21 protein-coding genes are annotated in these 25,534 nt (G+C 68.8%); 6 read left to right on the top strand and 15 right to left on the bottom strand.

Features of this window, described 5'->3' with window-relative positions; translation table 11 throughout:
• Positions 1-22 precede the first annotated feature (22 nt).
• Positions 23-6,094, bottom strand: coding sequence for an ATP-binding protein (locus G4D85_RS01010; RefSeq protein ID WP_240359004.1), 6,072 nt, complete (start codon positions 6,092-6,094; stop codon positions 23-25).
• A gap of 227 nt (positions 6,095-6,321) precedes the next feature.
• On the opposite strand from G4D85_RS01010, the gene G4D85_RS01005 reads away from it, so the two are divergent.
• Positions 6,322-7,278 carry an alpha/beta fold hydrolase gene (locus G4D85_RS01005; RefSeq protein ID WP_164006999.1) on the top strand — a complete coding sequence of 319 codons (957 nt, stop codon included), beginning with the start codon at positions 6,322-6,324 and terminating at the stop codon, positions 7,276-7,278.
• 97 nt (positions 7,279-7,375) lie between these two features.
• Complete coding sequence (locus tag G4D85_RS01000) at positions 7,376-7,762, top strand: hypothetical protein (RefSeq protein WP_164006996.1); 387 nt, start codon at positions 7,376-7,378, stop codon at positions 7,760-7,762.
• A gap of 96 nt (positions 7,763-7,858) precedes the next feature.
• On the opposite strand, the gene G4D85_RS00995 is transcribed toward G4D85_RS01000, so the two are convergent.
• The 14 genes from G4D85_RS00995 to G4D85_RS00930 all read right to left on the bottom strand — a co-directional run bounded on the left by G4D85_RS00995 (position 7,859) and on the right by G4D85_RS00930 (position 20,429).
• Entirely contained in the window at positions 7,859-9,190 is a 1,332-nt protein-coding gene (locus G4D85_RS00995) for a hypothetical protein (RefSeq protein ID WP_240359003.1), read from the bottom strand.
• Positions 9,191-9,195: 5 nt separating this feature from the next.
• Entirely contained in the window at positions 9,196-9,936 is a 741-nt protein-coding gene (locus tag G4D85_RS00990; protein WP_164006994.1) for an outer membrane lipoprotein-sorting protein, read from the bottom strand.
• Between the two features lie 19 nt (positions 9,937-9,955).
• Positions 9,956-11,182 (bottom strand): ABC transporter permease, encoded by a 1,227-nt coding sequence (locus G4D85_RS00985; RefSeq protein WP_164006992.1) that lies wholly within the window; start codon positions 11,180-11,182, stop codon positions 9,956-9,958.
• A complete protein-coding gene (locus tag G4D85_RS00980; protein WP_164006990.1) occupies positions 11,179-11,928 on the bottom strand; it encodes an ABC transporter ATP-binding protein in 750 nt (249 codons plus the stop codon). Before G4D85_RS00980 ends, G4D85_RS00985 begins: the two co-directional genes overlap by 4 nt.
• 17 nt (positions 11,929-11,945) lie before the next feature.
• Positions 11,946-13,190, bottom strand: a complete 1,245-nt coding sequence (locus G4D85_RS00975) for a beta-ketoacyl-[acyl-carrier-protein] synthase family protein (protein ID WP_240359002.1) — start codon at positions 13,188-13,190, stop codon at positions 11,946-11,948.
• Positions 13,191-13,233: 43 nt separating this feature from the next.
• Positions 13,234-14,469: a beta-ketoacyl-[acyl-carrier-protein] synthase family protein gene (locus G4D85_RS00970; protein ID WP_164006986.1), complete on the bottom strand. Its 1,236-nt coding sequence runs from the start codon at positions 14,467-14,469 to the stop codon at positions 13,234-13,236.
• A gap of 62 nt (positions 14,470-14,531) precedes the next feature.
• A complete protein-coding gene (locus G4D85_RS00965) occupies positions 14,532-15,305 on the bottom strand; it encodes an SDR family NAD(P)-dependent oxidoreductase (RefSeq protein ID WP_240359001.1) in 774 nt (257 codons plus the stop codon).
• Complete coding sequence (locus G4D85_RS00960) at positions 15,302-16,051, bottom strand: SDR family oxidoreductase (protein ID WP_164006982.1); 750 nt, start codon at positions 16,049-16,051, stop codon at positions 15,302-15,304. The genes G4D85_RS00965 and G4D85_RS00960 overlap by 4 nt, the downstream gene beginning before the upstream one ends.
• Positions 16,044-16,472 (bottom strand): 3-hydroxyacyl-ACP dehydratase FabZ family protein, encoded by a 429-nt coding sequence (locus G4D85_RS00955; protein WP_240359000.1) that lies wholly within the window; start codon positions 16,470-16,472, stop codon positions 16,044-16,046. Before G4D85_RS00955 ends, G4D85_RS00960 begins: the two co-directional genes overlap by 8 nt.
• A gap of 11 nt (positions 16,473-16,483) precedes the next feature.
• Positions 16,484-17,653 (bottom strand): beta-ketoacyl synthase N-terminal-like domain-containing protein, encoded by a 1,170-nt coding sequence (locus tag G4D85_RS00950; protein WP_164006978.1) that lies wholly within the window; start codon positions 17,651-17,653, stop codon positions 16,484-16,486.
• Positions 17,650-18,855, bottom strand: a complete 1,206-nt coding sequence (locus tag G4D85_RS00945; RefSeq protein ID WP_164006976.1) for a beta-ketoacyl-[acyl-carrier-protein] synthase family protein — start codon at positions 18,853-18,855, stop codon at positions 17,650-17,652. The genes G4D85_RS00950 and G4D85_RS00945 overlap by 4 nt, the downstream gene beginning before the upstream one ends.
• Positions 18,852-19,622, bottom strand: a complete 771-nt coding sequence (locus tag G4D85_RS00940; protein ID WP_164006974.1) for an MBL fold metallo-hydrolase — start codon at positions 19,620-19,622, stop codon at positions 18,852-18,854. The genes G4D85_RS00945 and G4D85_RS00940 overlap by 4 nt, the downstream gene beginning before the upstream one ends.
• Positions 19,623-19,642: 20 nt before the next feature.
• On the bottom strand, positions 19,643-20,125 hold the full coding sequence (gene fabZ / locus G4D85_RS00935; protein ID WP_164006972.1) for a 3-hydroxyacyl-ACP dehydratase FabZ: 483 nt from the start codon (positions 20,123-20,125) through the stop codon (positions 19,643-19,645).
• Complete coding sequence (locus G4D85_RS00930) at positions 20,118-20,429, bottom strand: acyl carrier protein (RefSeq protein ID WP_164006970.1); 312 nt, start codon at positions 20,427-20,429, stop codon at positions 20,118-20,120. The genes fabZ and G4D85_RS00930 overlap by 8 nt, the downstream gene beginning before the upstream one ends.
• Before the next feature lie 512 nt (positions 20,430-20,941).
• On the opposite strand from G4D85_RS00930, the gene G4D85_RS00925 reads away from it, so the two are divergent.
• The 4 genes from G4D85_RS00925 to G4D85_RS00910 all read left to right on the top strand — a co-directional run bounded on the left by G4D85_RS00925 (position 20,942) and on the right by G4D85_RS00910 (position 25,480).
• A complete protein-coding gene (locus tag G4D85_RS00925) occupies positions 20,942-21,463 on the top strand; it encodes a serine hydrolase domain-containing protein (protein ID WP_240358999.1) in 522 nt (173 codons plus the stop codon).
• Positions 21,464-21,931: 468 nt separating this feature from the next.
• On the top strand, positions 21,932-24,223 hold the full coding sequence (locus G4D85_RS00920; RefSeq protein ID WP_164006968.1) for a patatin-like phospholipase family protein: 2,292 nt from the start codon (positions 21,932-21,934) through the stop codon (positions 24,221-24,223).
• Positions 24,220-24,753: a DUF6232 family protein gene (locus tag G4D85_RS00915; RefSeq protein ID WP_164006966.1), complete on the top strand. Its 534-nt coding sequence runs from the start codon at positions 24,220-24,222 to the stop codon at positions 24,751-24,753. The genes G4D85_RS00920 and G4D85_RS00915 overlap by 4 nt, the downstream gene beginning before the upstream one ends.
• A 127-nt stretch (positions 24,754-24,880) precedes the next feature.
• Positions 24,881-25,480 (top strand): TetR/AcrR family transcriptional regulator, encoded by a 600-nt coding sequence (locus G4D85_RS00910; RefSeq protein WP_164006964.1) that lies wholly within the window; start codon positions 24,881-24,883, stop codon positions 25,478-25,480.
• Positions 25,481-25,534: the final 54 nt, after the last annotated feature.

Below are 25,534 nucleotides of genomic sequence, written 5' to 3'. Positions count from 1 at the left end.
CTCCTGCCCCTGCGCAAGCGGCTCAGACGGCCGGGCTGCCGGCGAGGAGCGGGAGCACCACCGTGAAGGTGGCCCCTCCGCCTTCCGTTCTCGTCAGCCGGAGGGTTCCCGCGTGGGCTTCCGCGATGTGGCGAGCCATCCACAGGCCCAGGCCGAAGCCCCCGTAGTTCCGGGTGGGCGCGGCGCGCTCGAAGCGGCCGAAGATGCGCTCCTCGTCTTCGGGCGCGACACCTTCGCCATGGTCCGTGACGCGAATCGAAGCGCTGCCGGCGTCCTCTGCCACGGAGACTTCCACGGGCTTGCCCATCCCGAACTTGAGGGCGTTGTCGAGGAGCCCCTCCACCAATTGGCGCAGCCTCGCGCGGTCGAAGACGCCCAGGACGGGCGAGCTCGCGCTCGAGGTGAGGGTGCAGCCCAGGCGTGCGGCCTTCTCTCGCGCCTCCTCGACGACGGCGCCCACAACGGCAGCGAGGTCGAGCGCCTCCGGCGTCAGCTCCAGGCGACCCGAGACGAGCTCCGCGACCTCTGTGAGCTGCTCCACCTGGCGCGTCAGGCGGTGGAGGTGTCGCTCCGCGGCACGCGCCTTGGTGCTCGCTTCTTCGGGAGAAAGCGCGGTGCGCTCCGCGGAGGTGACACCGCGAATCAGCGAATGAACGCTCAGCGCCAGCGCGCTCAGCGGCGTCCGCAGCTCGTGGCTCACGACGTTGAGCCACTCGTCGCGCGCCTGCACCTTTGCCCGGAGGTGTTCCTCGGCAAGCTCATGGCGCGCCATGCTCCGGCGCACGCGCGCCATCTCCAGCTGGGTACGAACCCGGGCGAGCAGCTCTCGTGCCGAGAAGGGCTTCACCAGGTAGTCGTCCGCGCCGCTGTGCAGCCCCTCCACCGTGGACTCGTTGCCCGCTCGGGCGGACAGCAGGATGACGGGGATGGCCCGGGTGCGCTCGTCGGCGCGCAGGGCACGCACCAGGGCGAAGCCGTCCAACCCGGGCATCATCACATCGGAGAGGATGAGGTCCGGCGGATGGGCGCGCGCCTCTTCCAGCGCCTGGTCTCCGTTCATCGCCATCTGGACGTTGGGGAAGCTGCGACGCAGCAACCCGGAGACGTAGGTGCGCAGGTCCGCGTTGTCGTCCACGAGGAGGATGCGGGCGCGCGCATCCTCCGGCAGCAGCTCCACTGTGTCGTCGAGCGCCTCGGGGCTGGCTGCGTCCTCCTCGGCCCCGGTGTCCGACGACCAGCGCCGGGCCTCCTCGACGAAGGGCGCGGCGCCAGCAGGGAGGACGCGTGCCCTGTGCGGCTGCTCGACTCGCTCCGGGGGCAGGTGCGCCGAGCCACGCGGCAGGCGCACGGTGAAGGTGGTGCCTTCTCCCAGCCTGCTCGCCACCGTGACGCTGCCGCCGTGCAGCTTCACCAGCTCCTGCACCAGCGCGAGGCCGATGCCAGTGCCCTCGTGGCTTCGTCCCTGGGTGGTGCGAACGCGATAGAAGCGCTCGAAGACTCGCGGGAGCTCTTCTTCGGGGATGCCCACGCCGGTGTCCTGAACGGTGAGGACGGCCTGCTCGCCGGCCCACGCGAGGCCGATGCGGACTTCACCCCGGTGGGTGTACTTCACGGCATTCGAGAGAAGGTTCAGGACAACCTTCTCCCACATGTCCGGGTCCACGTAGATGGCCTCGGGCAGCGGTGGGCAATCCACCACCAGCCTCAGGCCCGCGCTCCCCGCGGCGGATTCGAAGGCGCTCGCGAGGTTGCTCGTGAAGCGCGCGAGGTCCGTCGGAACGAACATCGCCTGGGCCCGGCCCGCCTCCATTCGCGAGAAGTCGAGCAGGGTGTTGACCAGCTTGTAGAGCCGCAGGGCATTGCGGCGAACCAGGTCGAGCGGCTCTCCTTCCAGGGCCTTGTCCGTCCCGGACAGCGCGTCCTCGATGGGGCCGAGAATCAGCGTCAGCGGAGTCCGGAACTCGTGGCTCACATTGCTGAAGAAGGCGGTCTTCGCCTGGTCGAGCAGGGCGAGCTCCTCTGCCCGCTTCCGCTCCTGCTCATAGGCGCGGGCGCTGGAGATGCTGGCGGCGAGCTGCCGTGCCAGCAGCTGCAGGAAGCTCCGGTACTCGCCATCCAGCGCGCGCAGCGGACTGAGTCCGACGACGAGCACGCCCGTCGTCTCCACATCCGCGCCCATCGCCACCGGAAGCACGAGGGCCCGCGTCGCGGGCTCGGGCCAGGGTCCGCCCGGAAGGGGACCGAACTTGGATTGGAGGCCTTCGACGAGGACTTCCTGCCCTGTGCGGGCAACGCTCTCGAGCGGCCAGGATGAAGTGTCGCCGGGCTTCAGCTCGGTGGGTGCCGCGCTCGCGCCCTGGGTCAGTCCGGCACAGCTGACCAGGCGCGCCTTGTCGGCATTGACGGCGTAGAGGAGGGCGAAGGGCACGTCATGGCCGGCCTGCGCGAGGACGACGTCCAACGAGCGGTAGATGTCGTCGACCTTCTTGTCGAGGGCCGTCCGGATGGACAGCTCGCGGAGGATTGCCAGCTGCCGGTCACCGACCACCTGACGCGTCGTCTCGCTCGCGATGGCGAAGAGGCCCGCGATTTCCCCCGCCTCGCCGATGGTCGGGTTGTAGGACCAGGTGAAGTAGGCCTCTTCCCTCAAGCCGCCGGGGCGGCGGGCGAAGTTGACGTTCCCGTTCTCGATGAACAGGGGCTCGCCAGTCTCGTGGACGCGCTTCATCAGGGGCCCGAGGAGCGTCCATTCCTCGGCAAGCGCCTCATTGCCGCGCGCGCCCAGGGTCTGGGGATGCTTGGCACCCAGGATGGGTCGGAACGGGTCGTTGTACAGCATGATGAGCTCGGGCCCCCAGAAGAGGATGATGGGGTAGGGGGAGCGGAGCATCGTGCTGACGGACGTGCGCAGGGACTGCGGCCAGCGTTCGAGCGGACCCAGGGAGTTCTGGGACCAGTCGATGGAGCGCATCAGGGCGCCCATCTCTCCGCCGCCCTGGATGAAGTGCTCCTCGGTGGCCGGCCGCGTCGGCGGTGGGGGCGCCGGGCGAGTCGCCCGCGAGGCCGCGGGCACGACGGCCTTCGTCTGCCAGGTCAGCGGAAGTGCGAAGGAGAAGGTGCTGCCAGCGCCGGGCGGGCTCTCCAACTGGATGTGCCCACCATGGCCTTCCACGATGCCCTTCGCGATGGAGAGGCCCAGCCCGTGGCCCTCCCGCCGCTTCTGGGCCGCGTGCCAGTAGCGGTCGAAGATGTGGGGTTGCGCCTCGGGAGGGATTCCGGGGCCGGTGTCCGCCACGCTGAAGCGCACGCTCCCGGTTCCCGGCTCGGGCTCTGCCCGCACCCGCACGCTCCCGCCGGGCGGTGTGAACTTGACCGCGTTGGAGATGAGGTTGCCGAGGACCTGGAGGATGCGCCCCTTGTCGCACGGGACGGGTGGGAGGTCGGAGGCGATGTCCGTCTGGAGCGTGACGCCCTTCTCCGCCGCCTGCGGCTCGAACGTCTCGCGGACTTCCTGGACCAGCTCCTCCGCCAGGTGCGGCCGGGGCTCGAGGGAGAGGCTGCCGGAGTCGATGCTCGCCAGGTCCAGCAGGTCCCCCACCAGCCGGTTCATGCGGCTCACGGAGCGACGGATGGAGTCCGTCTGCTTGCGCATCCGTGCATCGCGCTCGTCACCTCCCAGGGCGCGTTGGAGGAGCTCCGCGGCGGCACTGATGGTGGTCAGGGGAGAGCGCAGGTCGTGGCTGACGATGGCCAGCGTCTCTTCACGTGAGCGGGTGGCACGCTCGGCCTCGGTGAGCAGCCGGCTGGCTTCCTCGGCATGGCTGCGCTCGGACTGGACGGACTGCTGGCGCAGGGCGGAGACGGTGAGCTGCGCGTTGACGCGAGCGAGGAGCTCGTTCGCGGAGAAGGGCTTGACGAGGTATTCGTCGGCGCCGCTCTTCAATCCCTCGATGGTGGCCTCTTCCCCCGCACGCGCGGAGAGGAGCACCACCGGGACGGTCTGGGTTCGCGGGTTCGCGCGCAGCGCGCGCACCAGCTCCAGGCCATTCATGCCAGGCATCATCACGTCGGACAGGATGAGGTCCGGAGGACGCACCTGTGCCGCGGCGAGGGCCCGCGCTCCGTCGCTCACGGTCTCCACCGTCCAGTGCGGCGCCAGCAGGCGCGTGAGGTACGTGCGCATGTCGGCGTTGTCGTCCGCCACCAGGATGCGCGCCCCTGCCTGGCGCGGGGAGGGCGCTTCCTGGGCGGGGCGCGACGCGCCGACGTCGTTCCATTGGGAGACCTCGGCCAGGAACGCGTCGCGTCCAATCCCGGTGGGGGCGAGCGTCCGGGGCGTGCCGAGCTGTTTCCTGGGCAGGTGCGAGGTGCCGGTCGGGACGTCCACGGTGAAGGTGGTTCCCTTCCCGAGGACACTCTTCACCGCCACCTTCCCGCCGTGCAGGTTCACCAGCTCCCGCACGAGGGAGAGGCCGATGCCCGTGCCCTCGTGACTCCGTCCGCGCGCGCCCTCCACCCGGTGGAAGCGCTCGAAGATGCGTGCCAGCTCCTCCTCGGGGATGCCCGTGCCCGTATCCTGGACGGTGAGCTCCACGCGTCCGCCCAGCCACTTCAGCGCGATACGGATTTCACCCTGGAAGGTGAACTTGAAGGCGTTGGAGACGAGGTTGAGGACAATCTTCTCCCACATCACCGGGTCGACATGGACGGCCTCCGGCAGGGCGGGACACTCCACCACCAGCTTGAGGTCCGCGGTCGCCATCGCCGAGTCGAAGGTGCTCGCGAGGTCCCGGGTGAGCCCGGCGAGGTCCGTGGGCACGAAGGAGACCTGGGCGCGCCCTGCCTCGATGCGGGCAAAGTCCAGGAGCGTGTTGACGAGCTTCTGGAGCCGGAGCCCGTTGCGGCGCACCAACTCCTGGCGCTCGCGCTGTCCGGGCGGTAGCGGCTCCCGGGCGTCCGCCAGGCCGTCCTCGACAGGACCCAGCATCAGCGTGAGGGGCGTGCGGAACTCGTGACTGACGTTGCTGAAGAAGGCCGTCTTGGCGCGGTCGAGCTCGGCGAGTGCTTCAGCCCGCTGCTGCTCCTCCTCGTAGGCGCGGGCGTTGCTGACGGCCGTGGCGATGTGGTCCGCCACCAGCCCCAGGAACCCACGGTAGTCGTCGTCCAGTGGGCGGCGTGCGCTCAAGCCGGCGACGAGAAAGCCGTAGGGGCCCTCGGCCCCCGGACGGGAGATGGGCAGCACCCAGGCCGAGTGGGGCGCCTCGGGCCAGGTGCCGCCGGGCAGCTCGCCGAAGCGGGCGCGCACATCGGAGACGAGCTGGGCGCTCTGGGTTGCCGCCGCTTCGACAAAAGGCCACGTGGGGCTGTCCGGGTTCGTGCCAGAACGCGGGGGCGCGGCTGTGTCCTCGCCCCAGCCCGCCGTGGCCATCAGGTGGGGCTGCGCGCCCGTCTCCTCCAACCGGTAGAGCAGGGCGAAGGGAACGTCGAAGGGGTTGCCCTGCAGCGCCTGGGCTGCTTCCCGCCAGGCCTCGTCCTCCCGCTTCACCGCGCCCGCGCGTGCCGCCAGGTCCCTCAGCGTCCGCAGCCGCCGCTCTCCGAGGACGCGGTCGGTGGTCTCCGTCACCGTGACGAGGACACCACCGACGCCCGCGCTCTCGTCACGGATGGGGCTGTAGGAGCAGATGAAGTAGCACTCCTCGGTGAACCCGTGACGGTCCAGGGGCAGCAGGAAGTCCGTCAGGCCGACAGCCTTTCCCCGCATCACCCCTTCGAACATCGGACCGATGATGTGCCAGATCTCCGCGAACGTTTCTCGCGTGCCGCGCCCCATGGCGGAGGGGTGCTTCGTCGAGCCCAGGATGGGGCGGTAGCCGTCGTTGTAGAGCTGGACGAAGCCCGGCCCCCACGCGATGTACATGGGGAAGTGTGACTCCAGCAGGATGCTGACCGCGGTGCGAAGGCTCTGGGGCCAGCCCTCCACGTCACCGATGGCCGTCTTCGACCAGTCCGTTGCACGGATGAGGGCGCCCATTTCCCCGCCGCCCGCGAGGAAGGTGCCCGGCGTTGCCTCGCGAGAATCCGTCGAGTGACTCATCGAATCTTTCGCTACCACACACCGCTTCGCCCCCAAGTCGGATGTGGACGAAGGTTGGAACGTCAACGCCGGACGTCTGCCTGCCAGGCCTGGCGGCCGGGCGGACGGACCTCCCGCCTGCTTCGTTGCGGGGGAAGCAACCGCCGTCTGGTATGACGCGCCAGGCCAGCCCTTTGCTCAGCAGGGCTGCCGCGTGCGTCATTCCAGTTCCTTCCAGGAGCGAGCCCATGCCTGCCATCAAGCACCGCACCGTCGAGACGAACGGCATCCACCTCCACCTCTCCGAGGCCGGTGAAGGCCCCCTGGTGCTCCTCCTCCACGGCTGGCCGGAGTCCGGGTACTCCTGGCGTCACCAGCTCCCGGCGCTCGCGGCGGCCGGCTACCACGCCGTCGCGCCCGATGTTCGCGGCTACGGGCGCAGTGACAAGCCTGGGGCCGTCGAGGCGTACAGCATGAAGAACCTGCTCGCCGACTACACCGGCCTGCTCGATGCCCTGGGGGAGAAGACCGCCGTCGTCGTCGGCCATGACTGGGGCGCGGCGATGGCGTGGAACAGCGCCGCGCTACACCCCGAGCGCTACCGCGCCGTCGTCGGCATGAGTGTTCCGCACCTCGGCCGCACGCCCATGCCGCCGACGCAGCTCTTCAAGCACATCTTCGGAGAGAAGTGGTTCTACATCCTGTACTTCCAGGAGCCGGGCGTCGCGGAGGCGGAGCTCGAAGCGGACATCCCGAGGACGATGCGCACGATTCTCGCTGGAGTCCCCGGCTTCGATACGACCTCCGACGTCGTGCGGGCTCGGAAGCGGGGTGACAGGTTCCTCACGGGCCTCGACGCACCGCGCACGCTTCCCTCCTGGCTCACGGAAGATGACCTCGCGTACGTCGTGAAGGAGCTCGAGGGCAGTGGCTTTCGTGGAGGGCTCAACCGCTACCGCAACATGGACCGCGACTGGGAAGAGCTGCCCGAGCTCGCGACGGTGAAAATCGAGCAGCCCGCGCTCTTCATCATCGGAGAGAAGGACCCGGCGCGCGCCATGGCCCCGGTCGACCTCATGAAGCCGCTGGTGCCCAACCTCCAGGAGGTGCTCGTCATCCCCGGCGCGGGCCACTGGGTCCAGCAGGAGCGCGCCGCCGAGGTCAACGCGGCCCTGCTGGACTTCTTGAAGAAGCTGCCCGCCTGAACGGACGGGACGCGGCCGCTTCACGGAGGCTTTCCGAGAAGGTCCGGGAAACCTGGATATAGTGCTCCGGGTCTCTCTCACCCTTGGAGGTCTTCCCATGAAGCACTCTGTCGTTGTGATGGCGGCATTCGTCAGTCTCTCCCTGCTGGGCTGTGGCGGTCCCGCCATGGAGGCCGAGGAGCTGGGTGAGGTCTCCCAGGAGCTCACCACCTGTTCGGCGACCTGCAGCGGAGGACAGACGGTCTCCTGCACGGGCACCACCTGCTCCGCGACGCAATACTCCGGGGTGACGTGCGACGGAGTCTTCACTCCCTGCCCGCCCACGTATCCCCCGCCGCCCACGTGCGACTATGCCCCCGTCTCCTGCTACGACATCCAGGGCGATAAGTGTTTTGGCTCCGGCACGAGCAGCCGGAGGAACTGCTGCGATGGGGAATACAACAGCTGGTGCGTGTGCTCCTCGGGCCGATACGTCTGTATCTGAAGTGGCCGCGAGCCTCTGACATTGCCACCCCCACGACCCGCTTCGGCGGGCGTGGAGCGGTGCGCGCCGCGTGGTGAGCTGGAGGCGCGACAGGGGCTACAGGACGTAGCCCTTGGCCCCCACGAGAATCGACCGGCTCAGCAATGAGTGGAACTCGGAGCGATTCGTCCCGTGATTGATGACACCCACCGCGAAGAGCGCCAGGCGGCTCAAGACATTCCATTCGACATAGGCGGACCCCTGCCCGCTGCCGTCCACCAGATTGAGTGAATAGCGGAGCTGCCACATGGGCCCGCTGTCCGTCTGGTTGTTCTGCACTTGCAGGAACAGATAGTGGCGCCCTTGCAGCGCGAGCCCATTGTTGAGCGCGGCTCCCAACGTCTGGCCCGCGAGCGGCGAGTCGGAAGAGGGGGTAGCCAGCGTCGCGGAAGCACTGGCGGCGATGTCGAAGTACCGCACCCCGTCCGCCCACCGGTAGCCCTCATTGTTGCTCAGGTACTCCAGATAGACGGTGTGGCCTGAGTCCAGCGTGTAGCCGCCCCCGACGAGGGCGGAATAGAAGAGCGGGTTGTCTCCGGTATGGCGGGGCAGGAAGCCGCCCCCCAGCGGTGTCGGCAGCCTCTCCGGGTACAGCGCGGAGGTCCCCTGACGCAGCCCCGCCTCCGCGTAGACGAGCAGTGCCTCGCTGACGGTGGCCTGCCCGAACGCGCCGAAGCGGGGACGCTCATCGGTCCACTGCTTCGAGGCGTTCAGGCTCGCGACGTAGACATCCGCCGTGTAGTCCACCTTCAGCAGCGACAGCGCCTTGAAGCCCTCATCCCTCTCCCACTGCCAGTCCCCGCGCCCGTCGCCGAATTGGTGCATCAGCGACAGGGACAGCGCGGGCGTGGGCGACCAGGCCACCTGGGCCACGTCCACCCCGAGCAGCTCGCGGAGTGGGTTGTTCCGGCCGTTCTCGAAGTAGATGGGATTGCTGGGCGAGCGGAAGTTGGAAGGCCCCCAGGTGAGGACGTCCCTGCCCACCGACACGGCGAGCTCCTGGACCGGATAGGCCGTCACGGACCCCTGGTTCACCCAGGCGTCGAGCCGTGTCTCCGGGCCCGCGCCTCCGAAGCGCCGCCACTCGAAGCGGGCCCGGGGCTTCAAGCTCAGCACGAAGGTGTCCGTGGTGAGCTTCAAGTCGAGCCGCCCCTCCACCTCCGTCTGTCCTTCCGGAAGCCGGGCGATGAGGTTGCCTGGATTGAGCAGGCTGTTCTCCCGCAGCCCTCGCTCGCTGTCGTAGGCCAGCACCTGGAGGCTGGCGGAGCCCTTCTCCTGTAGCTCCTCGAGGACGCTGGCCTCGACAGTCGCGCCAATCCCCGCCACCAGCAGGCCCGCGAGCAGCGGCAGGCCCGGGGTGGCGGCGACTGTGATTCGTCTCGCGCTCATCCCGCTCAGTTCCCAAGCCGGTTGACGTCGAACTCCGCCCGGGCCAGCTCCGTCACCTGGATATCGGAGTACACCAGCGTCGTCCTGGCGGGCGTGAGCGCGTCCTGGATGGTCATCTTGCTCACGAAGGGAATCGTCTTTCCTTCGTGGGTGAGCTGGTTGCCGTACTCGAAGGTGGCGGACTTCAGCAGCTTCCCGGAGAGGGAGAAGAAGTCTGCCTTCACCCCCACCAGCCGCTGCTTGGAGACCCAGTAGGTGATGCGGTCATAGGTGCAGAACTTGTTGACGGCCGTCAATTCCAACACATAGCTGGCTTCGCCATTGACCTCCTCTTCGCGGAGCAGCTTGCCCTGGTAGTCGACGGCGTAGTTCGTTGAAGCGATGTCGCCCTGCGAGGCCTGCCCCGACAGCTTCTGCCGCGGCGAGATGGGAATCGGCTTGCGGAGCCCCGGCCGGCTCATCCACATGTTCCGGTCCACCTGCAGCAGCTTGGAGCCCTTGAAGCGCACGGGCTCACGCGTCTCCGCGAGGCTGGCGGTGGCATTGGCCTTCAGGGTGAGCAGCCGCTCGGGCTCCGAGTCCACACCGTTGACGGGTTGGATGCGGACTGTCCAGCGGATGCCGGGAAGCCCGCCACCGCGAGCGCGGTCCGAGGACTTGAGAATCTCCGCCGCATCCGGTGCGGCGGCCCGCGCGGAGCCCGTGAGCAACAGCATCCCCGCGATGAGAAAGAGTGCGTTCTTCATGGTGATGTCTCCCGCGCTGTCAGACGTGGCCCAGAGAGTCGATAATCAACTTGCGAGCCGCGGTGCGTGCCGGGAAGAAGGCCGCGGCGATGCCCAGCACCGAGAGCATGACGAACGTCCTCGCCATCCGGGGCACGTCGAGGTCGACCATGAGGCTGACCACGTTGGACGAGTTTGGCGGCGTGTAGGTGATGCCCGCGCTGTTGACGGCCAGGCGCACCAGCAACGTGAAGAGCAACCCTCCGGCGCACCCCATCACCACGAGCATGAAGGCCTCCGTGGTGAAGAGTCGCAGAATGCCCGAGCGGCGCAGGCCCATGGCCCGCAGCGTGCCGATTTCCCGGGTCCGCTCCACCACCGTCATGCTCATGGAGTTCACGATGCTCATGACCACCACGATGAAGACGTTGCTGAAGATGAAGGCGAAAATCATGTCGAACAGCCGCTTCACCTGCGAGTAGAAGCTCGAAAGCTCCAGCCACGTCTTGAGCTCCACATCGAAGCCCGCCTGCTTGAGCTGGGCCGTGAGCTCCGTCCGGGCCTGCTCCGTGAGCTCCTTGTCCTTCAGCAGCACGATGAGCCGCTCGGCGCCATCGAAGTCATACAGTGACTTCGCCAGGTCGAAGGGCAGGTACAGGAACTTGTCGTTGGTGCCGACGTTGCCCGTGTTGAACGAGTCCACGATGTCCACGTCCAGCGCGTTGGCCTGCCCCGTCACGGTGCTGACCAGCAGCGCGGCCGAGTCTCCGGGCTTCAGGTTGAGAATCTTGCCGAGGTCCTCTGCCGTCGCCACCCCGATGGGGTTGTCTGACTTCAGGTCGCCGGAGAGCTTGCGCTGGAAGTCCCCCTGGAGCTTCTTCACGTCCTCGGGAACCATTCCCTCGCCAATGAAGACGGTGGATGCCGCGCCGTTGGACACCATGCCGCTGAGGGACATGCGCGGCGTCACGAGCACCGTGTGAGGGTATTGTCGGATGATGGGCTCAGCCCGGGCCAGGTCCTCCTTCGAGAACATGTATTGAGCCGGGTGGAGCCTGCCTTCCGTGCGCAGGCCGCTCTTCATCACCGTCAGGTGCCCCAGCAGCTCACCGTGGATGGCCTGCCTGGCCAGCCCGCTGTACACATACTTGATGTATCCCGCGAAGAGGCTGATGGAGGCGAAGCCGAAGCCCACAGAGATGAGGGTGACGATGCTTCGGCGGCGATTCTTGAGGATGTTCCGGAAGCCAATGGAGAAGTAGTTCATCGAACAGCCTCGTCCGCTTGGAGCAGGCCGTCCTTGAGCAGGAGCTTTCGGTCGACCAGGTCCAGGAGACGCGGATCATGGGTGGTGAAGATGAAGGTGACGCGCTTGGAGCGGTTGAGCTCACGCATGAGCTTGACCACCATGTAGCTGTTCTCCGAGTCCAGGTTGGCCGTCGGCTCGTCCGCCACGACGATGGAAGGGGAGGTGACGAGCGCGCGGGCAATCGCCACGCGCTGGCGCTGGCCGCCGCTCATCTTGTCCGGACGGGCGTTCGCCTGATTCTCCAGGCCCACGTCCTTGAGCGCCTGGCTGGCACGCTCGCGCACCTCGGCCGCACCCACGCCCTGGATTTGCAGGGGCACCATGACGTTCTCCAGGGCGCTGAGCACGGGAATGAGGTTGAAGCTCTGGAAGACGAAGCCGACCTTGCGGCTGCGCAGGTCCGCCAGCGCGTTGTCCGACAGCTTGCCGATGGGACTTCCTTCCAGCGTCACTTCGCCGGAGGTGGGGGCATCCACCAGCCCCAGGATGTTCATCAGGCTGGACTTGCCGCTGCCGGAGGGACCCCAGACCGCCACGAACTCACCCCGGTGGATGTTCAGGGAAATGCCTCTCAGTGCCTCGACTCGCGCTTCCCCCAGCACGTAGTCGCGTCTGATGTCACTCAGGGCCAGGAGCAATTCCGCTCCCGCGGTGCTCGTCGCCGCCATGACCGCCTTGCTCGCGGCCCCTTCCAGGTTCGCCATCTCGGTATTTCCCAATGTCAGAGCGCTCGGACCAACGCCGCTCCGGCGTTGCCCCCGAACGAGTAGGAGTGTGCCAGGGCCGCCCGGACTGGCCGGTGGGCCTGGGGTTGTCGCACCAGATTGAGCTCGAACTCCGGCTGCTCGGTGCCGACCTGTACAGGCAATGCGCCACCCCGGACCGCGCCGATACAGGCCAGGAGGTTGAACATGTCACTGGCGGCTTCCGCCTCACCCGTGAGGGCCTTCAGGCTGCTGAGCGGGACGGTGCCCGCCCTGGCCCCCAGCACCGTGCGGAGGGCGGCCACTTCCGCCCTGTCCAACGACTGCGTGGAGTTGCTCGCCGCGGCGATGTAGTCCACCGCCTCGGGGGAGACCGCCGCACCGCGGAGCGCCTGACTCATCGCGGAGGCCAGTCCCCGGCCCTCCGGGTGGTGGGTGCCGAAGCCGTGCCCGTCATGCGCCACGCCCAGCCCCGCGATTTCCGCCAGGACGGTGGCGCCCCGCGCCCGCGCGGACGCGAGCGTCTCCAGCACCACCACCGCCGCTCCCTCACCCATGATGAAGCCATCCCGTCGCGAGTCGAAAGGACGACTCACATTGGAATCGCTCAACACGCCAATGTCATCCATATCGTAGTGGGTGGCGGTGGTGAAGAGGTCGAACGTGCCCGAGATGATGGCGTCGGCCCGACCGCTGCGCAGGGCGTGCGCCGCCAGGGAGAGCACCTGGAACCCGCAGGCGTTTCCCGCGCTGATGGCGTAGTTGGTGCCGCGCCAGCCCCAGCGGATGCTGAGCGCGCTGGCCACCGCGTTCGTCACCGTCTCCTGGAACAGCAGGGGCTGGACGAAGCGTGGCTCGCTCGTGATGATTCGGTGCCAGATTTCCTGGCTGACCTCGGCGTTCGCCCGGTACGTCCCCAGGAACACGCCCACCCGCTCCGGGTTCCACGTGGAGGGGCCATGGCCCGCCTGCTGGAGCGCCTCCTCCGTGGCGAGCATCGTGTACTGCGTCCCCCGGGGCGCACGCCGGAGGTTGTTGGAGCCCGTCAGCGCGGCCAGGCTCCCGTGAGGGACACGTGCCCCGTGCGTGCACGCGCACCCGGAGGCATCGAAGTCCTCGATGGGGCGGATGGCGCTGCGCCCTTCGGCGAGTGCGCCCAGCAGGGCAGGGACACCTGCCCCGTAGGGGGACACCGCTCCCATGCCGGTGATGACAATCCGCATGTTCTCTGCTTCGTCCGTCATACGCGTGGAGCCGGCCATGAGCTTCCCCTTTCTTCTCCGGTGGCGAGTTCTTCCTGATACATCAGCCCTCCCATCGCCGGAAGACCATCGCGGCGTTGTTTCCCCCAAAGCCAAACGCGTTCGCGAGGACCGCCTCCAGCTTCGCGGGCCGGCTGCGATGGGGCACGTAGTCCAGGTCGCACTCGGGATCTGGCGTGTCCAGGTGCAGCGTGGGCGGCAGGAAGCCCTCGTTCAGCGCCACCACCGCCGCGGCCGCCTCCGTGGCGCCGCTCGAGCCCAGGCTGTGGCCGACCATCGCCTTGATGGAGCTGACGGGGACCTGCGTCCGCTCGCCGAAGACATGCTTGATGGCGCGCGTCTCGATGACGTCATTGGCCGGGGTGCCCGTGCCGTGCGCCTTGATGTAGCCGATCTGCTCGGGCTTCATGCCGGCGCTGTCCAGGGCGGCCTGCATGGCTCGCGCCGGGCCACGTCCCGTCTCATCGGGCCGCGTCATGTGGTAGGCGTCCGTGGAGCCGCCGTACCCGGCGAGCTCCGCCAGGATGCGCGCCCCACGGCGGGTGGCGTGCGCCTCGCTTTCGAGCACCCAGAGCGAAGCGGACTCCCCCAGGAGTGTCCCATCGCGGTCCTTGCTGAAGGGCCGCAGCTTGTCGCTCGCCAGTGAGCGCAGGACGCCGAAGCCGGCCTGGGGCATCTCACTGAGCGGATCCACTCCGCCCGCGAGCATCACCTCGGTGTGGCCCGAGCGAATCGCATCCACCGCCACGCCGAGGGCATGCAGGCCCGCGCTGCACGCGGTGGACATGACCAGACTGAGCCCCGCCAGCCCGTACTGGCTGGCCACCTGGTCGCTCATGGCGCAGATGAAGCTGTCGAGCACCAGGGCACGCCAGGGCTCCTTCGGACCCGCGCGTCCGCGTCGATAGGGGTGGTGCAGCGCGGCGTAGCCCTCCTTCGTCGCCGGCATCCCTCCCAGGTTGGTTCCGAGCACCACGCCAATCTTCGAGCGGTCCTCGACGGCCAGGTCCAGCCCGGACGCCGCCAGCCCCTGCGCCGCCGCCACCCGAATCATCCGGGTGCCGCGACTGAGGTAGGGCAGCTCCTCGGGGCTGAAGTGCGCCGAGAAGTCGAGGTTCTTCAGCTCCCCCGCGGACTGACAGCGGTGCTTGCTGGCATCGAAGTGGGTGACCGGGGCAATGCCATCCCTCCCCGTGCGCAGCCCCTCGGTAAACTCCGCCAGGTTGTTTCCTATGGGCGTGAGAACGCCAATGCCGGTGACGACGACCCTGTTGCTCATCCTGTTCCTCTCAGCCGTGGTTGCGCGATTCTTCGAGAACGTCGGCCCCTGCTGGGGGCGCGCTACATCACCAGTCCGCCATTCACGCGCAGCACGTCGCCGACCACGTAGGCGCTCTCCGGAGAGGCCAGGAAGAGCGTGGCATTGGCGACGTCCTCCACCGTCCCGAGCCTGCGGATGGGCGTGGCCTGGATGAACCCCTCGCGGACACCCGGGCGCTTCATCAGCCCCTCCACCATCTCCGTCTCCACGAAGCCCGGCGCCACGCAGTTCACCCGGATGCCATACGGCCCGAGCTCTCCCGCGAGCGTCTGGGTCAACCCAATCAGGGCCCCCTTGGTGGCTGCATAGGGCACCTGTCCCGCGCGCCCCCGGATTCCGGCGGTGGAGGACATGTTGATGATGGCGCCGCGCCCCTGCTTCATCATGGGGCCGATGACCGCCTGGCAGCAGGCGAGCGCGCCGTAGAGGTTGACGTCCACCGTCTCCCTCCATGCGGCGCTCTGCAGCATCATCAGGTGCCCATCCCGGCTGATGCCGGCGTTGTTCACGAGCACGTCGATGCGGCCGAAGTTCGAGAGCGCCGCGTCCCGGAGCTGGCCGGGCAGCTCGGGGTTCGCGACGGAGCCGGGCACCAGCACGCAGCGCCGGCCCTTCGCCTCCACCTCCGCGGCGGCCTGACGCGCGGCCTCCGTGTTGCTCCCGTAGTTGAGGACGATGTCCGCGCCCTCGGAGGCGAAGGCGAGGGCAATGGCCCTGCCAATGCCCCGCGAGCCCCCGGTGATGATGACCGCCTGCTGCTGGAAACGCTGGCGCGCTGCCTGGGATTCACTCACCACAGACCTCCGGTTGCTGACAGGCGCTGTCCCGTCGTGAGGTTCGCCGCGCTCGAGAGCAGGAAGAGCGCGGCCTCCGCGATTTCCTCTGGGCTTCCGGGCCTCCCCAGGGGACCCAGCTCGCCGCCGAGCCGCTCGCGCTGCGCGGGGGGGAGCTGCTCGGCCTCTTCCGCGAGGAGGTGGACCGCCAGGGTGTTCACGGAGATGCCCTGCCGCGCCACTTCGTTCGCCAACGAGCGGGTCATCGCGAAGACGCCTTCGGCCGCCACCCGGCTCGCGCCTCCGGGGCCGACATCCAGGAGGTTGAGGATTCGCCCCGAGCGCTTGCGCATCATCGGGCGGATGACCTCCTTGCAGAACCAGGCCGTGCCGCTCAACTGGCGCTCGAGCAACGACTTCCACTGCTCGGGCGCCAGGTCACACAGCCGGCCGGGCTCGCGGCTCAAGGACGCGTTGACGAGCAGGTCGATTCCTCCCAATTCCGTGGTGACGCGACGGACCACCGCGCCCACCGCCAGTGGGTCCGCGAGCTCACAGGCCATGGCCAGCTCCGCGCCGAGGGCCTTGGCGAGCGTCGTCGCCTCCTGCTCGTGCTCCGGCAGGAACACCAGGGCCAGCCGCGCGCCCGCTCTGCCGAGGCGCCGCGCAATGGCATTGGCGATGGGTTGTCCCGCGCCGGTGACAATCACCACCTGCTGTTGGAGCAACCCCTCGACGAACGGCGTGACTGTTTCCGCGCTACTCATTGGAACCTGAACCTCTCTGGGAAAGCACCATGAAGCCGCTGGCGGCCGGCACCGCGCCAACCCAGGCCTTGACCTCGACCCGGGCCGTGGTCCGCCACCGCTTGAGAATGCTGGCTTCCATCCGCAGGACGCTGGCGGCCGGGATGGGCGTGTGAAATGTCATTGCCTCGATGCCGCCGAGGTACCAGACCGACGCGGCTTCGCCGTCCCGCCCGCGCAGGAGCATGATGGCCACCTGTCCCATGGCATCCACCAGCAGGCAGGAGGGCAGGGTGGGGTGCGCGTCGCCGAAGCGTTCGAGCATCACCTCGTTGGCGGAGACCTGCTTGAGCGCCCTGCCAACGCCCGGGGAGAGCTCCTCCACGGCGTCGACCAGGAGCATTGGGAACCGGTGAGGCGTCCCCCCGTAGATGGGGGCCATGGAGTGGTCACTCATGGGCGGCACCCGCGCAACACCACGGCAAGGGCGCTGCCCTCCCCACCCAGGGCGGTGACCAGCACCCACTCGGGCTCGAGGCGCCACGCCGCGCCGGACAGCAGGTTGAGCTGACATCCAGGGGCGCGGGGAGGGCTTCCCGCGGTGCCTGGCACCAGGCCCGTGTCGAGGGCCAGCGCGCCCAGCAGGACGGCCAGCGTGCCCGCGGCGCTGAAGGTCTCTCCGAAGACCGCCTTGGGACACGTTACCGGCACCCGTGCCGCGTGGGCACCGAGGGCCTCGTGAAGTCCGCGGTACTCCCAGGCGTCGAAGTCCCTTCGGCCATTCGCGCAGGAGAAGACGACTCCCAGTTGCTCGGGCTCGATTCGGGCGGCGCGCACCGCGTCCCTCACCGCGCGGGCCAGCGTGCGGGCCTGCTCCGTGAGCGGGCCTCCCCGATGCCCGGTTCCCGCCAGCTCCGCATAGACGTGCGCGCCGCGCTTCCGGGCCTCCGTGTGTTCCTCCAGCACGAGCGTGCACGCCGCCTCGCTCACGCGCATTCCGTCAGATTCCTCGGTGTAGGGCCGCGCCGTTCCCCGGCGGCTGAGCCACCCCTGGAGCGACAGTCCCTCGAGGAGCTTCGGGCTGAGCGTGTCCGCGCTGCCCACCACCATCCGCTCGGCCTGTCCCTCCTGGATTTGCTGGACGCCGAAGCGAAGCGCCTCCAGGCCCGCGGTCCACCCCGAGCACAAGGTCGCGTTGGGCCCGCGAAGGTCGTGCACCATGGAGATGTAGCCCGTGGCCGCGTTGGTGACCGTGTTCTGGAACACCACCGGGTTTCCGTAGCGCGCGCCCCGCTCCAGGATGCCCTCCAGATACTCCTCGTTGGTGGGCAGGCAGCCGTAGCCCGAGCCGAACGCGATGCCTGTCTGGAGCGGGTTTCCGGGCGAGGTCCCCAGCCCGGAATCCTCGATGGCGAGGGTGGTGGCCGCGAGCGAGATGCGCCCAAGCCGGTCCATGTGCCGCAATTGGGCGGGCTGCCCCTCGAACGTCGCATCGGGAATCCGCTCCGGCGCGGGTGCGGAGGGCTCGGCGCCGCCTCGCGAGAAGCGCTCCCAGAGTGCGGTGTGGCCCGTGGCCCGTGGGCAGACCGCGCCGAGTCCACTGATGACGATGTTCCGGCTCATCGGACCACCCTCCCGGCTTCAGGGAGGCGGCGGGCGACGAGGGCGACATTCGCCCCGCCGAACGCGGACTTGGTGCTCATCATGACGTCGATGCGCTGGGCGCGTCCCTCGCCTCGCACCACGTCGACGTCGCACTTCGGGTCCAGGTCCTCGCAGTGGAGCGTGGGAGGAATGAAGTCGCGCTCCATGCCCAGCACGGAGCCGATGAGCTCCAGCGCGCCCGAGGCGCCCAGGGTATGGCCGAAGTAGGGCTTGAGGGAGTTGACCGGCAGCGACGCGGTCCGAGCGCCGAAGACGCGGCGCAGGGCATGACACTCCGCGGGGTCATTGGCCGGCGTCCCGGTGCCATGGAGGTTGACGAAGTCGACCTGGTCCGTCGTCAGGCCCGACTGCCGCAACGCGAGGCTCATCGCCTGCTGAAGCCCCCGGCCCTCCGGGTGGGGGCTGGTGGGGTGGTGCGCATCACCGGCGGTTCCCCAGCCGCACAGCTCCGCGTGGATTCGCGCGCCCCGCTTGAGTGCGTGGTGCAGCTCCTCGAGCACGACGATTCCCGCGCCTTCTCCGAGCACCATGCCATTGCGTCGGTGGTCGAAGGGCCGGCACACGGTGGGCGTCATGGCGCGCAGCACGGAGAAGCCACTGAAGCTGAGGTGGGTCAGTGCGTCCGCGCCCCCCGCCAGCATCACCGGGGCCCGGCCATGGCGGATTTCGTCCAGGGCCCTGCCGATGGCGAGGCTGCTGGAGACGCAGGCCATCGTCACGGTGGACAGGATGCCGCCCAGTCCGAACCGGGCCGCGACGTTGTGGGCAATGGAGGAGAAGGGCAGCTCCCCGAAGAGCGTTCGGCGTGCTGCCTCGCTCTCGGAGCGCATGAAGCGTTCGAGGGAGAGTGCCGGTCCGCGGCTCGTGCCGAGCATCACCCCCGCGTCCTCCCTCCAGTCCGTCTGTGCTTCGAGGCCACTGTCCCGGAGGGCCTCCTCCGCGGCATGGAGGGCCAGCTGTGACACCCTGTCCACCCCCTCGGCGGAGGAGTCAGGCAGCTCCACCTCTCCCGCGGAGCGAGCCCGTCCCTCGCTGCCGAACCGGTCGGTCTGCCGGATTCCGCTGCGGCGCTCCACCAGGGCTTGCGCGAGCTCTCTGGAGGACAGCGCATTGGACGCGGTCACCCCCAGGCCCGTGATGACGACTCGATGTGTGCTCACGAGGTGACCTCCATGGGCTCAGGCGATGCGGTGTCCACCAGGCCGTCATGGCCTGGAATGATGTGGCGGTACTCGCTCAAGAGCTTCTTGCGTGTATGGCTATAGAGCTCGACGTCCTGCGCGAGCTGGAGCTCCCGCTCGGCATTCTCCAGCAACGTCTTGCGGGTGAAGAGTGCATCTCCCGCGACGAGTATCTTCCTCGGCGCGTCCTCGCTCCCTGTCTGGGCGCGGTGCGCGACGACGGAGATATGGCCATGGGTATGTCCCGGGGTGGGGAGCACCTCGACCTCTTCGGTGAGCCAATGGCTGCCGTCGACGGGGACGAAGCGTGCGTCGCGCTCGAGCACCCGGTTGTAGAACTCGATGTTTCGAGTCACCTCCCGCACGATGGACCGGACGTAGAAGGGCTTCACCGTCTGGTAGTTCTCGAGCAGCAGCTCCGAGGTGGCGGTCTTCCCGGGGGTACGGTCCTGGTGATAGGCCCTGATGAAATGGGCGTTCTCGATGAAGTCCTTGGCTCCCACGATGTATCGCGCATTCCGAAACATCAGGTGGTTGCCGCAGTGGTCGTAATGCAGGTGGGTGGCGACGACCACGTCCACGTCATCCGGAGTCAGTCCACGTTCCTTGAGTGCCAGCACCAGCCGGTCCGCGTCGTCGCACAGACCGCTATCCACCAGGATGTTCCGCTTCTGGGATTGCACGAGGGTGACCGTGGAGCGCAGCCGCGGAAATCCACTGCCCTGGATGAGCACATTCAAACGCATGGTGATGAGGTTCCTTGCGACTAGGCGCCAAGCATCAGTTCGCCGTCAGCGACGAGCTCTTCGCCCACCCGTGCTTCGACCTTCACGTGATGGACGGTGCCGAGACTCTTGAGGTGCGTGGCCCGAACGCGGAGCTGGTCTCCGGGGACCACCGGGCGGCGGAAGCGCATCCGCTGGATGGTTGCCATCACCCCCGGGCGGGCTGGCTTCGCGGCTGTCTGCCCGTCGGACTCAATCCCAAACAAGCTCCGGGTGCGCAGCATGACGCCGGCCACCTGGGCCATGGACTCGACAATCAATACGCCCGGCATGATGGGGTGCTCGGGAAAGTGCCCCTGGAAGAAGGGCTCGTTCGCCGTGACGCACTTGATGCCCTCGGCGAACACGCCGGGCTCCAGGCCGTCGATCCGGTCGACCATGAGCATCGGATAGCGATGCGGCAGGAGCTTGAGGATCTCCTGGATGCCAAGGCTGGATGGCTCTTCTGCCTGCGCGCTATGCACCGGCGGCCTTCCTTCCGCCTTCGGAGATCAGCCGGCTGACCAGCGCCGCGAGCGTGTTGATGGAGTGGAACTCCTTCGCGACGCTGTCGTCCGCGATGATGACGCCCCACTTCTCCTCGATGCCGACCACGATCTCCAGCGCCTCGACGCTGTCGAGTCCCAGGCCGCCCGCCTCACCGTCCCGCGAGTCACCACCGAACAGCGGTGCCCCATCCGGGATGCTCGCGGGGTCGATGCTCAGCCGCAGGCGGTCCACGATCATGGCCTTCAGGCCGTCCTTCAGTTCCTTGGTATCCGGTTGCATCAGCTTCTCCTTGTTGAAAACCGAACGTACAGACCACCTCTGACATCTGGTGATCAGCCGGGAGAATGTGACGGTAGGTTCAGTTTCTTGAAATCCAAGACAAGGTGTTGCGCCCGTCGCGGGGACTCCCTGCACGGTTCATCGAGCTCATCCCTCGTGGCCGTGGAGTAGCCTCCCGCCAGTCATGGGAAACAGTCGCAACCGGGTTGCTGGGAGTCGAAGGTGGGGCTGGTTCTTCCTGGGGCTGGTTCCATGGCTTGTCGGCGCGGCGCCCGTGCCGGTGGAGTCCGCGGATCAGCTGGTGGGAACCTGGGGGAGTGAGCGCGTCTTCGGTCCACAGGTCCGGGGGGAATTGACGCTGGTGCGGGGGGAGGGCACCTGGCGCGCGCGCATCGGGGGCTTTGACGTCCCGGCCCGGGTGGACGGCAGGAAGATCTCCGTCGTCCTCCCTGGGGGCCAGGGCGAGCTCCGGGGAACGCTGGCGGAGGACGGCCGGCACATCACCGGCCACGGTGTACTGCTCGGCGAACATCAACCTGCTGGGCGGCGTCCTGCGCAACGCCACCCGCATGTGGATTCCGGAGTTCTTCGAGAAGCACCTCGCCACGCCCCTCCAGATGCGCGGCTACCACCTCGACCTGATGCCCACGGGCGAGCAATACCTGGGCGGCGGCATCTACATGCGCCCGCGCGACGCGCTCAAGCTCGGGCAGCTCTACCTCTCGGGTGGAACGTGGAATGGACGGCGTGTGGTGAGCCAGCGTTGGGTCGAGCGCTCCACGGCGAACCACGCGACGATGGGGGACGGCCGGACGTATGGCTACATGTGGTGGCGCCATGAGCTCCGCGTCGGCGACCGCGTGTACTCGGAATACGAGGCCAGCGGAAACGGGGGACAGATGGTGATGGTCGTCCCCGCGCTGGACCTCGTCGTGATGTTCACCGCGGGCAACTACAACCACGTGGCCATCTGGAGGAAGTTCCGGGAGGAACTCCTGCCCCGGTTCATCCTCGGTGCTGTCACCGCGAAGTAGGCCCGGCACTCCGCACCGCAAGACCCACCGGGGCTCGAGCAGCGACACGCTCGAGGGCCTGGGTGGGTGGACCTCACACGGATACACGGGCTCTGGAGTGCGACGCGGGCTTGCGTTGACCGAGTGACCGATTTATCATTTCGGTCAATGAGTCTGCCTCCCGTACCGCCCTCAACGCCGCCCCCGAGGTCCGGGTGACGCAAGCGCTGGACACCTGCCGCGAGGTCTTCATCCGCGGCCGCGCGTCCCAGCTCGCCCTCCCGTGGCACAAGCGCTGAAACACCGCATGAGCCCCACTCCGCACCCGGGCGGTGGGTCTTCTCACGGCCGGGACTGACTGGAGAACCATGTCAGTCAGGAAGTCCGGACGCCGCGAAGGTGCCGGCCCCCGAAACGAGGAACGCAGTGATGAAGGCGTCCATGAAGTCGATGGCGGTGGCAGTGGCTGCGGCGGGTGGAAGCCCTGGCATGTGTGGAAGACGGACGTTGCGCAAGGGCCTGGGGCGCGGCGCCGCATTCGCCGCGCTCCTGCTCATCGCGGGCGTGGCGAGGGCTGACGCCTCCGAAGCTGCCACGTTCCAGCCCGGCCCCCATGCGGCCGCCTACTCCCTCACCGTCAGCGGCGGGGTGGCGCTGGGCGCCTACGAGGCGGGCTTCCTCGCGTACGCCGTCGCCGCGTCCCGTACGGAAGGCGTGGAGCGCATGCGGCTGCTGACGGGAGCCTCGGCCGGCAGCCTCAACGGGCTGCTGGCCGTGCTCGCGACGTGCGGTGAGGAGGCGCCCGGGCCTACCCGGTCCCTCTTCTGGGAGACGTGGATTCCCGTGGGCTATGACCGCCTCTTCGTCCCCGAGGACGTGACGCCCCTGGGCGCCTTCTCCCGTGCGTGGCTGGAGGCCCAGGCGCGTCGCATCGAGGCGGCGTGGAACCGCGGCCTCTCGCCCGCCTGCGATGTGGTGCTGGGCGTGTCTGTCACCCGCGTGGAGCCGCGCCTCGTGCACGTGGCGGGCGGGCGCCTGCCGCTGCCGCGCATGGAGGAGAAGTTCGCCCTGCGCATCCAGGGGCGCGGCCCAGGCCGGCTGCCACGCGTGACGAACTACACCGCCCCCGGCAGTACGAGACGCGAGCCGCTGCTCGTCACCGACGCGCAAGGCGAAGTGGCATTCGCCCGGGTGCGCGACCTCGTCCTCGCGTCGATGGCCTTCCCGGTGGCCTTCCCGCCCAAGGCGCTCGCCACCTGCGCGGCGGGCGCGACGGCCCGTCCTGGCGTGTGCCTGCCCACCGAGGCGCACGAGGCCGACTACATCGATGGTGGCATCTTCGACAACACGCCGCTGCGCCTGGCGGTGGGCCTGGCGCGCGACGGACTCGCGCCCGCGCCGGAGGGTGGCCCCTTGCGCTGGCGCGACGCGCCCGAGCCCGGCGGCCAGCGCTCCCCCACCGATGTCTTCTTCGTCTTCGTGGACCCGGACGCCACCGAGTACCCGGCCGCGCCCGGCCCGCGGGGCCCCCGCCCGGCGCCGCAATTGCCGCGGATGCTTGGCGGCGTGGTGGCGGCCTTCATCGACACGGCGCGCTCCAAGGAACTCGCGCTGCTCCTCGAAGAGGAGCCGGAGATTGCCGAGCGCCTCGCCCTGCCGCGCCGGCACTTCCCGGCCGCGAGCGCCCCATTGGCCGCCTTCCTCGGCTTCTTCGAGACGGCCTTTCGCAGCTTCGACTTCTACCTGGGCATGTACGACGCGCGGGCCATGCTCCAGGAGTCGGCCGCGGCGGGACTCGGGCGCTTCGAGCCGCCCGAGGGGAAGGGGGCGGACTGGACGCCCTTGTCGTGCATGCGCGCAGTGTACGACGGGCTGCCCGAGGCCGAGGCAGCCTGCGCCGGCGAGGCGCTGGCCGACTTCCGCGTGCTGCTGCAGGTGTCGCTCGACCGGCTGTACGCCGTGTGCCACGACGCGAAGGCCGTGTCGGGCCCGCGCGGCTGGCGCAACGCACACTGCGAGCGCGCCACGGCAGGTGAGGCGCCGCCACGGGTGCCGGGCCTCTCACCGAAGCGGTGGCCGGGCTGGAGGCAGGACGCGCGGGAGACGGAGCTCGCGCACACCCTGCGGCTGCTGGGCTCCTACGGCTTCCACTTCCGCGACCTCGGGGCACCCTCGGGGCGTGACGACATCGCACTCATGCGCATGCGGCAGGCCATCGGGCGCACCGTGCAGCGGCTCGCCGAGGTGCAGCCGGGCGACGGCGCCGGGGCCGTCGACTTCGCCGGAAAGCTCGTCGCCGATAGCCTGTCGTACGCGCCCCCGCGCACCTCGTTGCACCTGGTGATGGGGCCCACCCTCACCGAGCTGGGCGTGAGCCTCGGCACCGACGCGCCCGCGATTCCCCGCGGGCTGCGGCTCTCGGGCGCACTCGGCCTGCGCGGGCTGCAGCGGGTGTTCTCCTCGGGCGGAGGGGAGCCCTTCGCGCTGGCCGTGGTCGCGGGCCCCGAGCTCCGGCCGTCCGCGCTGCAGGCGGCGCTCGTCCAGGGGCGCATCGCGCTGCGCGCCGGCTGGCAGTTCAGCACGGGGAAGCCTTCGGGCGGCGAGGACTGTGGCTCCGCGGGGGTGAGCGCGTGCTCGCGCCCCGTGGTGCAGGGCCTCCTCGGCGCGGCGTTCCTCGAGCGCTTCCGCGTGCAGGTGGTGGGGGAGTGGTACCCGCCCTCGGGTGGGCACCGGGGGCTGTGGTCCATCGCGCCGGGCATCGGCGTCGAGCTCAGCCCATGAACCTTCGAGACGACATGCCAGACGCGCTGCATCCCGACGCGGCCCCCACGGGAGCGACAGCGCACCCGGCGGACGCGACGACGGCGATGGACGAGGTGCTCTTCGACTTCGACGGTGTGCGGGTGACGACGAGAAGCGTGGCGGTGCACGGCCGGACGTGGGGTCTGGAGCACGTTTGCGGAGTCACCGTGCTGTTCCAGCGGCCCTCGGACCTCTTGCTTCGCGCGCAGGCCGTGCTCATGGGGGCGCTGCTCCTGGTCTACGGGCTCGTGCAAGGCCCGCTGGCGGCGTTCGTCCGCGATGGCAGCCCCGGGGGCGTGGCGCTCGGCGCGGCAGCGCTCATGGGCTACGCGGCCCTGGCCTGGCGGTTGTTGCACTCCGAACGCGCCTACATCTGGGTGCACACGCGGTTCAGCTCGCAGCCGGTGTACCGGGGGCGTTCCTGGACGACGGCACGCGCGCTCGCCCACGCGCTGCGCCAGGCCCTACAGCAAAGGGGGACGGACTATGCCCATGAGGACGCGGCATAGGGGCTGGCTCGACCGTCCTCCTGTCAGCCTGCCCGGCTGCTGTGCGCACGGGGCAGCACCCCTCGGGGCCTGGAGCGGGTTGGGAAAGGCTTGCGCTGACTGACTGACCAGATTACTATTCTGGTCAATGAGTCCGGACCCCCGCATCGCCATCCTCAACGCCGCCGGCGAGGTCTTCGCCCGGTTCGGCTTCAAGAAGGCCTCGGTCGAGGACATCGCCCGCCGAGCGGGCGTTGGCAAGGGCAGCATCTACCTGCACTTCGAGAGCAAGGAGGCGTTGTTCGAGGTCTGCGTCCGGCAGACGCATGCGCAGAACCTTTCCGAGCTCAAGGCGTGCGTTGCTCGTGCCACGACGCCCGAGGCTCAGGTCCGCGCCTTCATCCGCTGCAAGCTGGACCAGCACACCCGGGCGCCGGTGGGGCCGCGCATCGAGATGGTCACGCTCTTCGAGCTGGGCACCCAAGCGGTTCACCTCGTGCCCGAGATGATGGAGGCGGACGCGGCGGTCCTGGTGCGCGTCCTCGAGGCGGGGGTGGCGCAGGGGGTATTCGCCGTGGCCGCCCCCCAGCTGGTGGCCCGCGGCTTCCTGGAGCTCCTCATGACGCTCGCGCCCAGGCTGATGACGCAGGAGCCTGATGTCCAGGTGAAGCAAGCGCTGGACTCCTGCTTCGAGGTCTTCATCCGCGGCCTCGCGTCCCCGCCTGCCCCCTCGCGACACAAGCGCTGAAACACCCATGAACCCCACTCCGCTCCCGGGCGGTTGGGTTTTTCGCACGCCCGG

This window comes from Pyxidicoccus trucidator (assembly GCF_010894435.1).
GTDB classification, from domain to species: Bacteria; Myxococcota; Myxococcia; order Myxococcales; family Myxococcaceae; genus Myxococcus; species Myxococcus trucidator.
The sequence above is the reverse complement of the archived record's forward strand: the minus strand, read 5'-3'. Positions and strand labels throughout refer to the sequence as shown.

What these genes read in the sequence shown, in the direction of transcription:
- G4D85_RS01010 (WP_240359004.1), bottom strand. Translation starts at nt 6,094, where the DNA reads ATGAGTCACTCGACGGATTCTCGCGAGGCAACGCCGGGCACCTTCCTC.
- G4D85_RS01005 (WP_164006999.1), top strand. Translation starts at nt 6,322, where the DNA reads ATGCCTGCCATCAAGCACCGCACCGTCGAGACGAACGGCATCCACCTC.
- G4D85_RS01000 (WP_164006996.1), top strand. Translation starts at nt 7,376, where the DNA reads ATGAAGCACTCTGTCGTTGTGATGGCGGCATTCGTCAGTCTCTCCCTG.
- G4D85_RS00995 (WP_240359003.1), bottom strand. Translation starts at nt 9,190, where the DNA reads ATGAGCGCGAGACGAATCACAGTCGCCGCCACCCCGGGCCTGCCGCTG.
- G4D85_RS00990 (WP_164006994.1), bottom strand. Translation starts at nt 9,936, where the DNA reads ATGAAGAACGCACTCTTTCTCATCGCGGGGATGCTGTTGCTCACGGGC.
- G4D85_RS00985 (WP_164006992.1), bottom strand. Translation starts at nt 11,182, where the DNA reads ATGAACTACTTCTCCATTGGCTTCCGGAACATCCTCAAGAATCGCCGC.
- G4D85_RS00980 (WP_164006990.1), bottom strand. Translation starts at nt 11,928, where the DNA reads ATGGCGAACCTGGAAGGGGCCGCGAGCAAGGCGGTCATGGCGGCGACG.
- G4D85_RS00975 (WP_240359002.1), bottom strand. Translation starts at nt 13,190, where the DNA reads ATGGCCGGCTCCACGCGTATGACGGACGAAGCAGAGAACATGCGGATT.
- G4D85_RS00970 (WP_164006986.1), bottom strand. Translation starts at nt 14,469, where the DNA reads ATGAGCAACAGGGTCGTCGTCACCGGCATTGGCGTTCTCACGCCCATA.
- G4D85_RS00960 (WP_164006982.1), bottom strand. Translation starts at nt 16,051, where the DNA reads ATGAGTAGCGCGGAAACAGTCACGCCGTTCGTCGAGGGGTTGCTCCAA.
- G4D85_RS00955 (WP_240359000.1), bottom strand. Translation starts at nt 16,472, where the DNA reads ATGGCCCCCATCTACGGGGGGACGCCTCACCGGTTCCCAATGCTCCTG.
- G4D85_RS00950 (WP_164006978.1), bottom strand. Translation starts at nt 17,653, where the DNA reads ATGAGCCGGAACATCGTCATCAGTGGACTCGGCGCGGTCTGCCCACGG.
- G4D85_RS00940 (WP_164006974.1), bottom strand. Translation starts at nt 19,622, where the DNA reads ATGCGTTTGAATGTGCTCATCCAGGGCAGTGGATTTCCGCGGCTGCGC.
- G4D85_RS00930 (WP_164006970.1), bottom strand. Translation starts at nt 20,429, where the DNA reads ATGCAACCGGATACCAAGGAACTGAAGGACGGCCTGAAGGCCATGATC.
- G4D85_RS00920 (WP_164006968.1), top strand. Translation starts at nt 21,932, where the DNA reads ATGTGTGGAAGACGGACGTTGCGCAAGGGCCTGGGGCGCGGCGCCGCA.
- G4D85_RS00915 (WP_164006966.1), top strand. Translation starts at nt 24,220, where the DNA reads ATGAACCTTCGAGACGACATGCCAGACGCGCTGCATCCCGACGCGGCC.
- G4D85_RS00910 (WP_164006964.1), top strand. Translation starts at nt 24,881, where the DNA reads ATGAGTCCGGACCCCCGCATCGCCATCCTCAACGCCGCCGGCGAGGTC.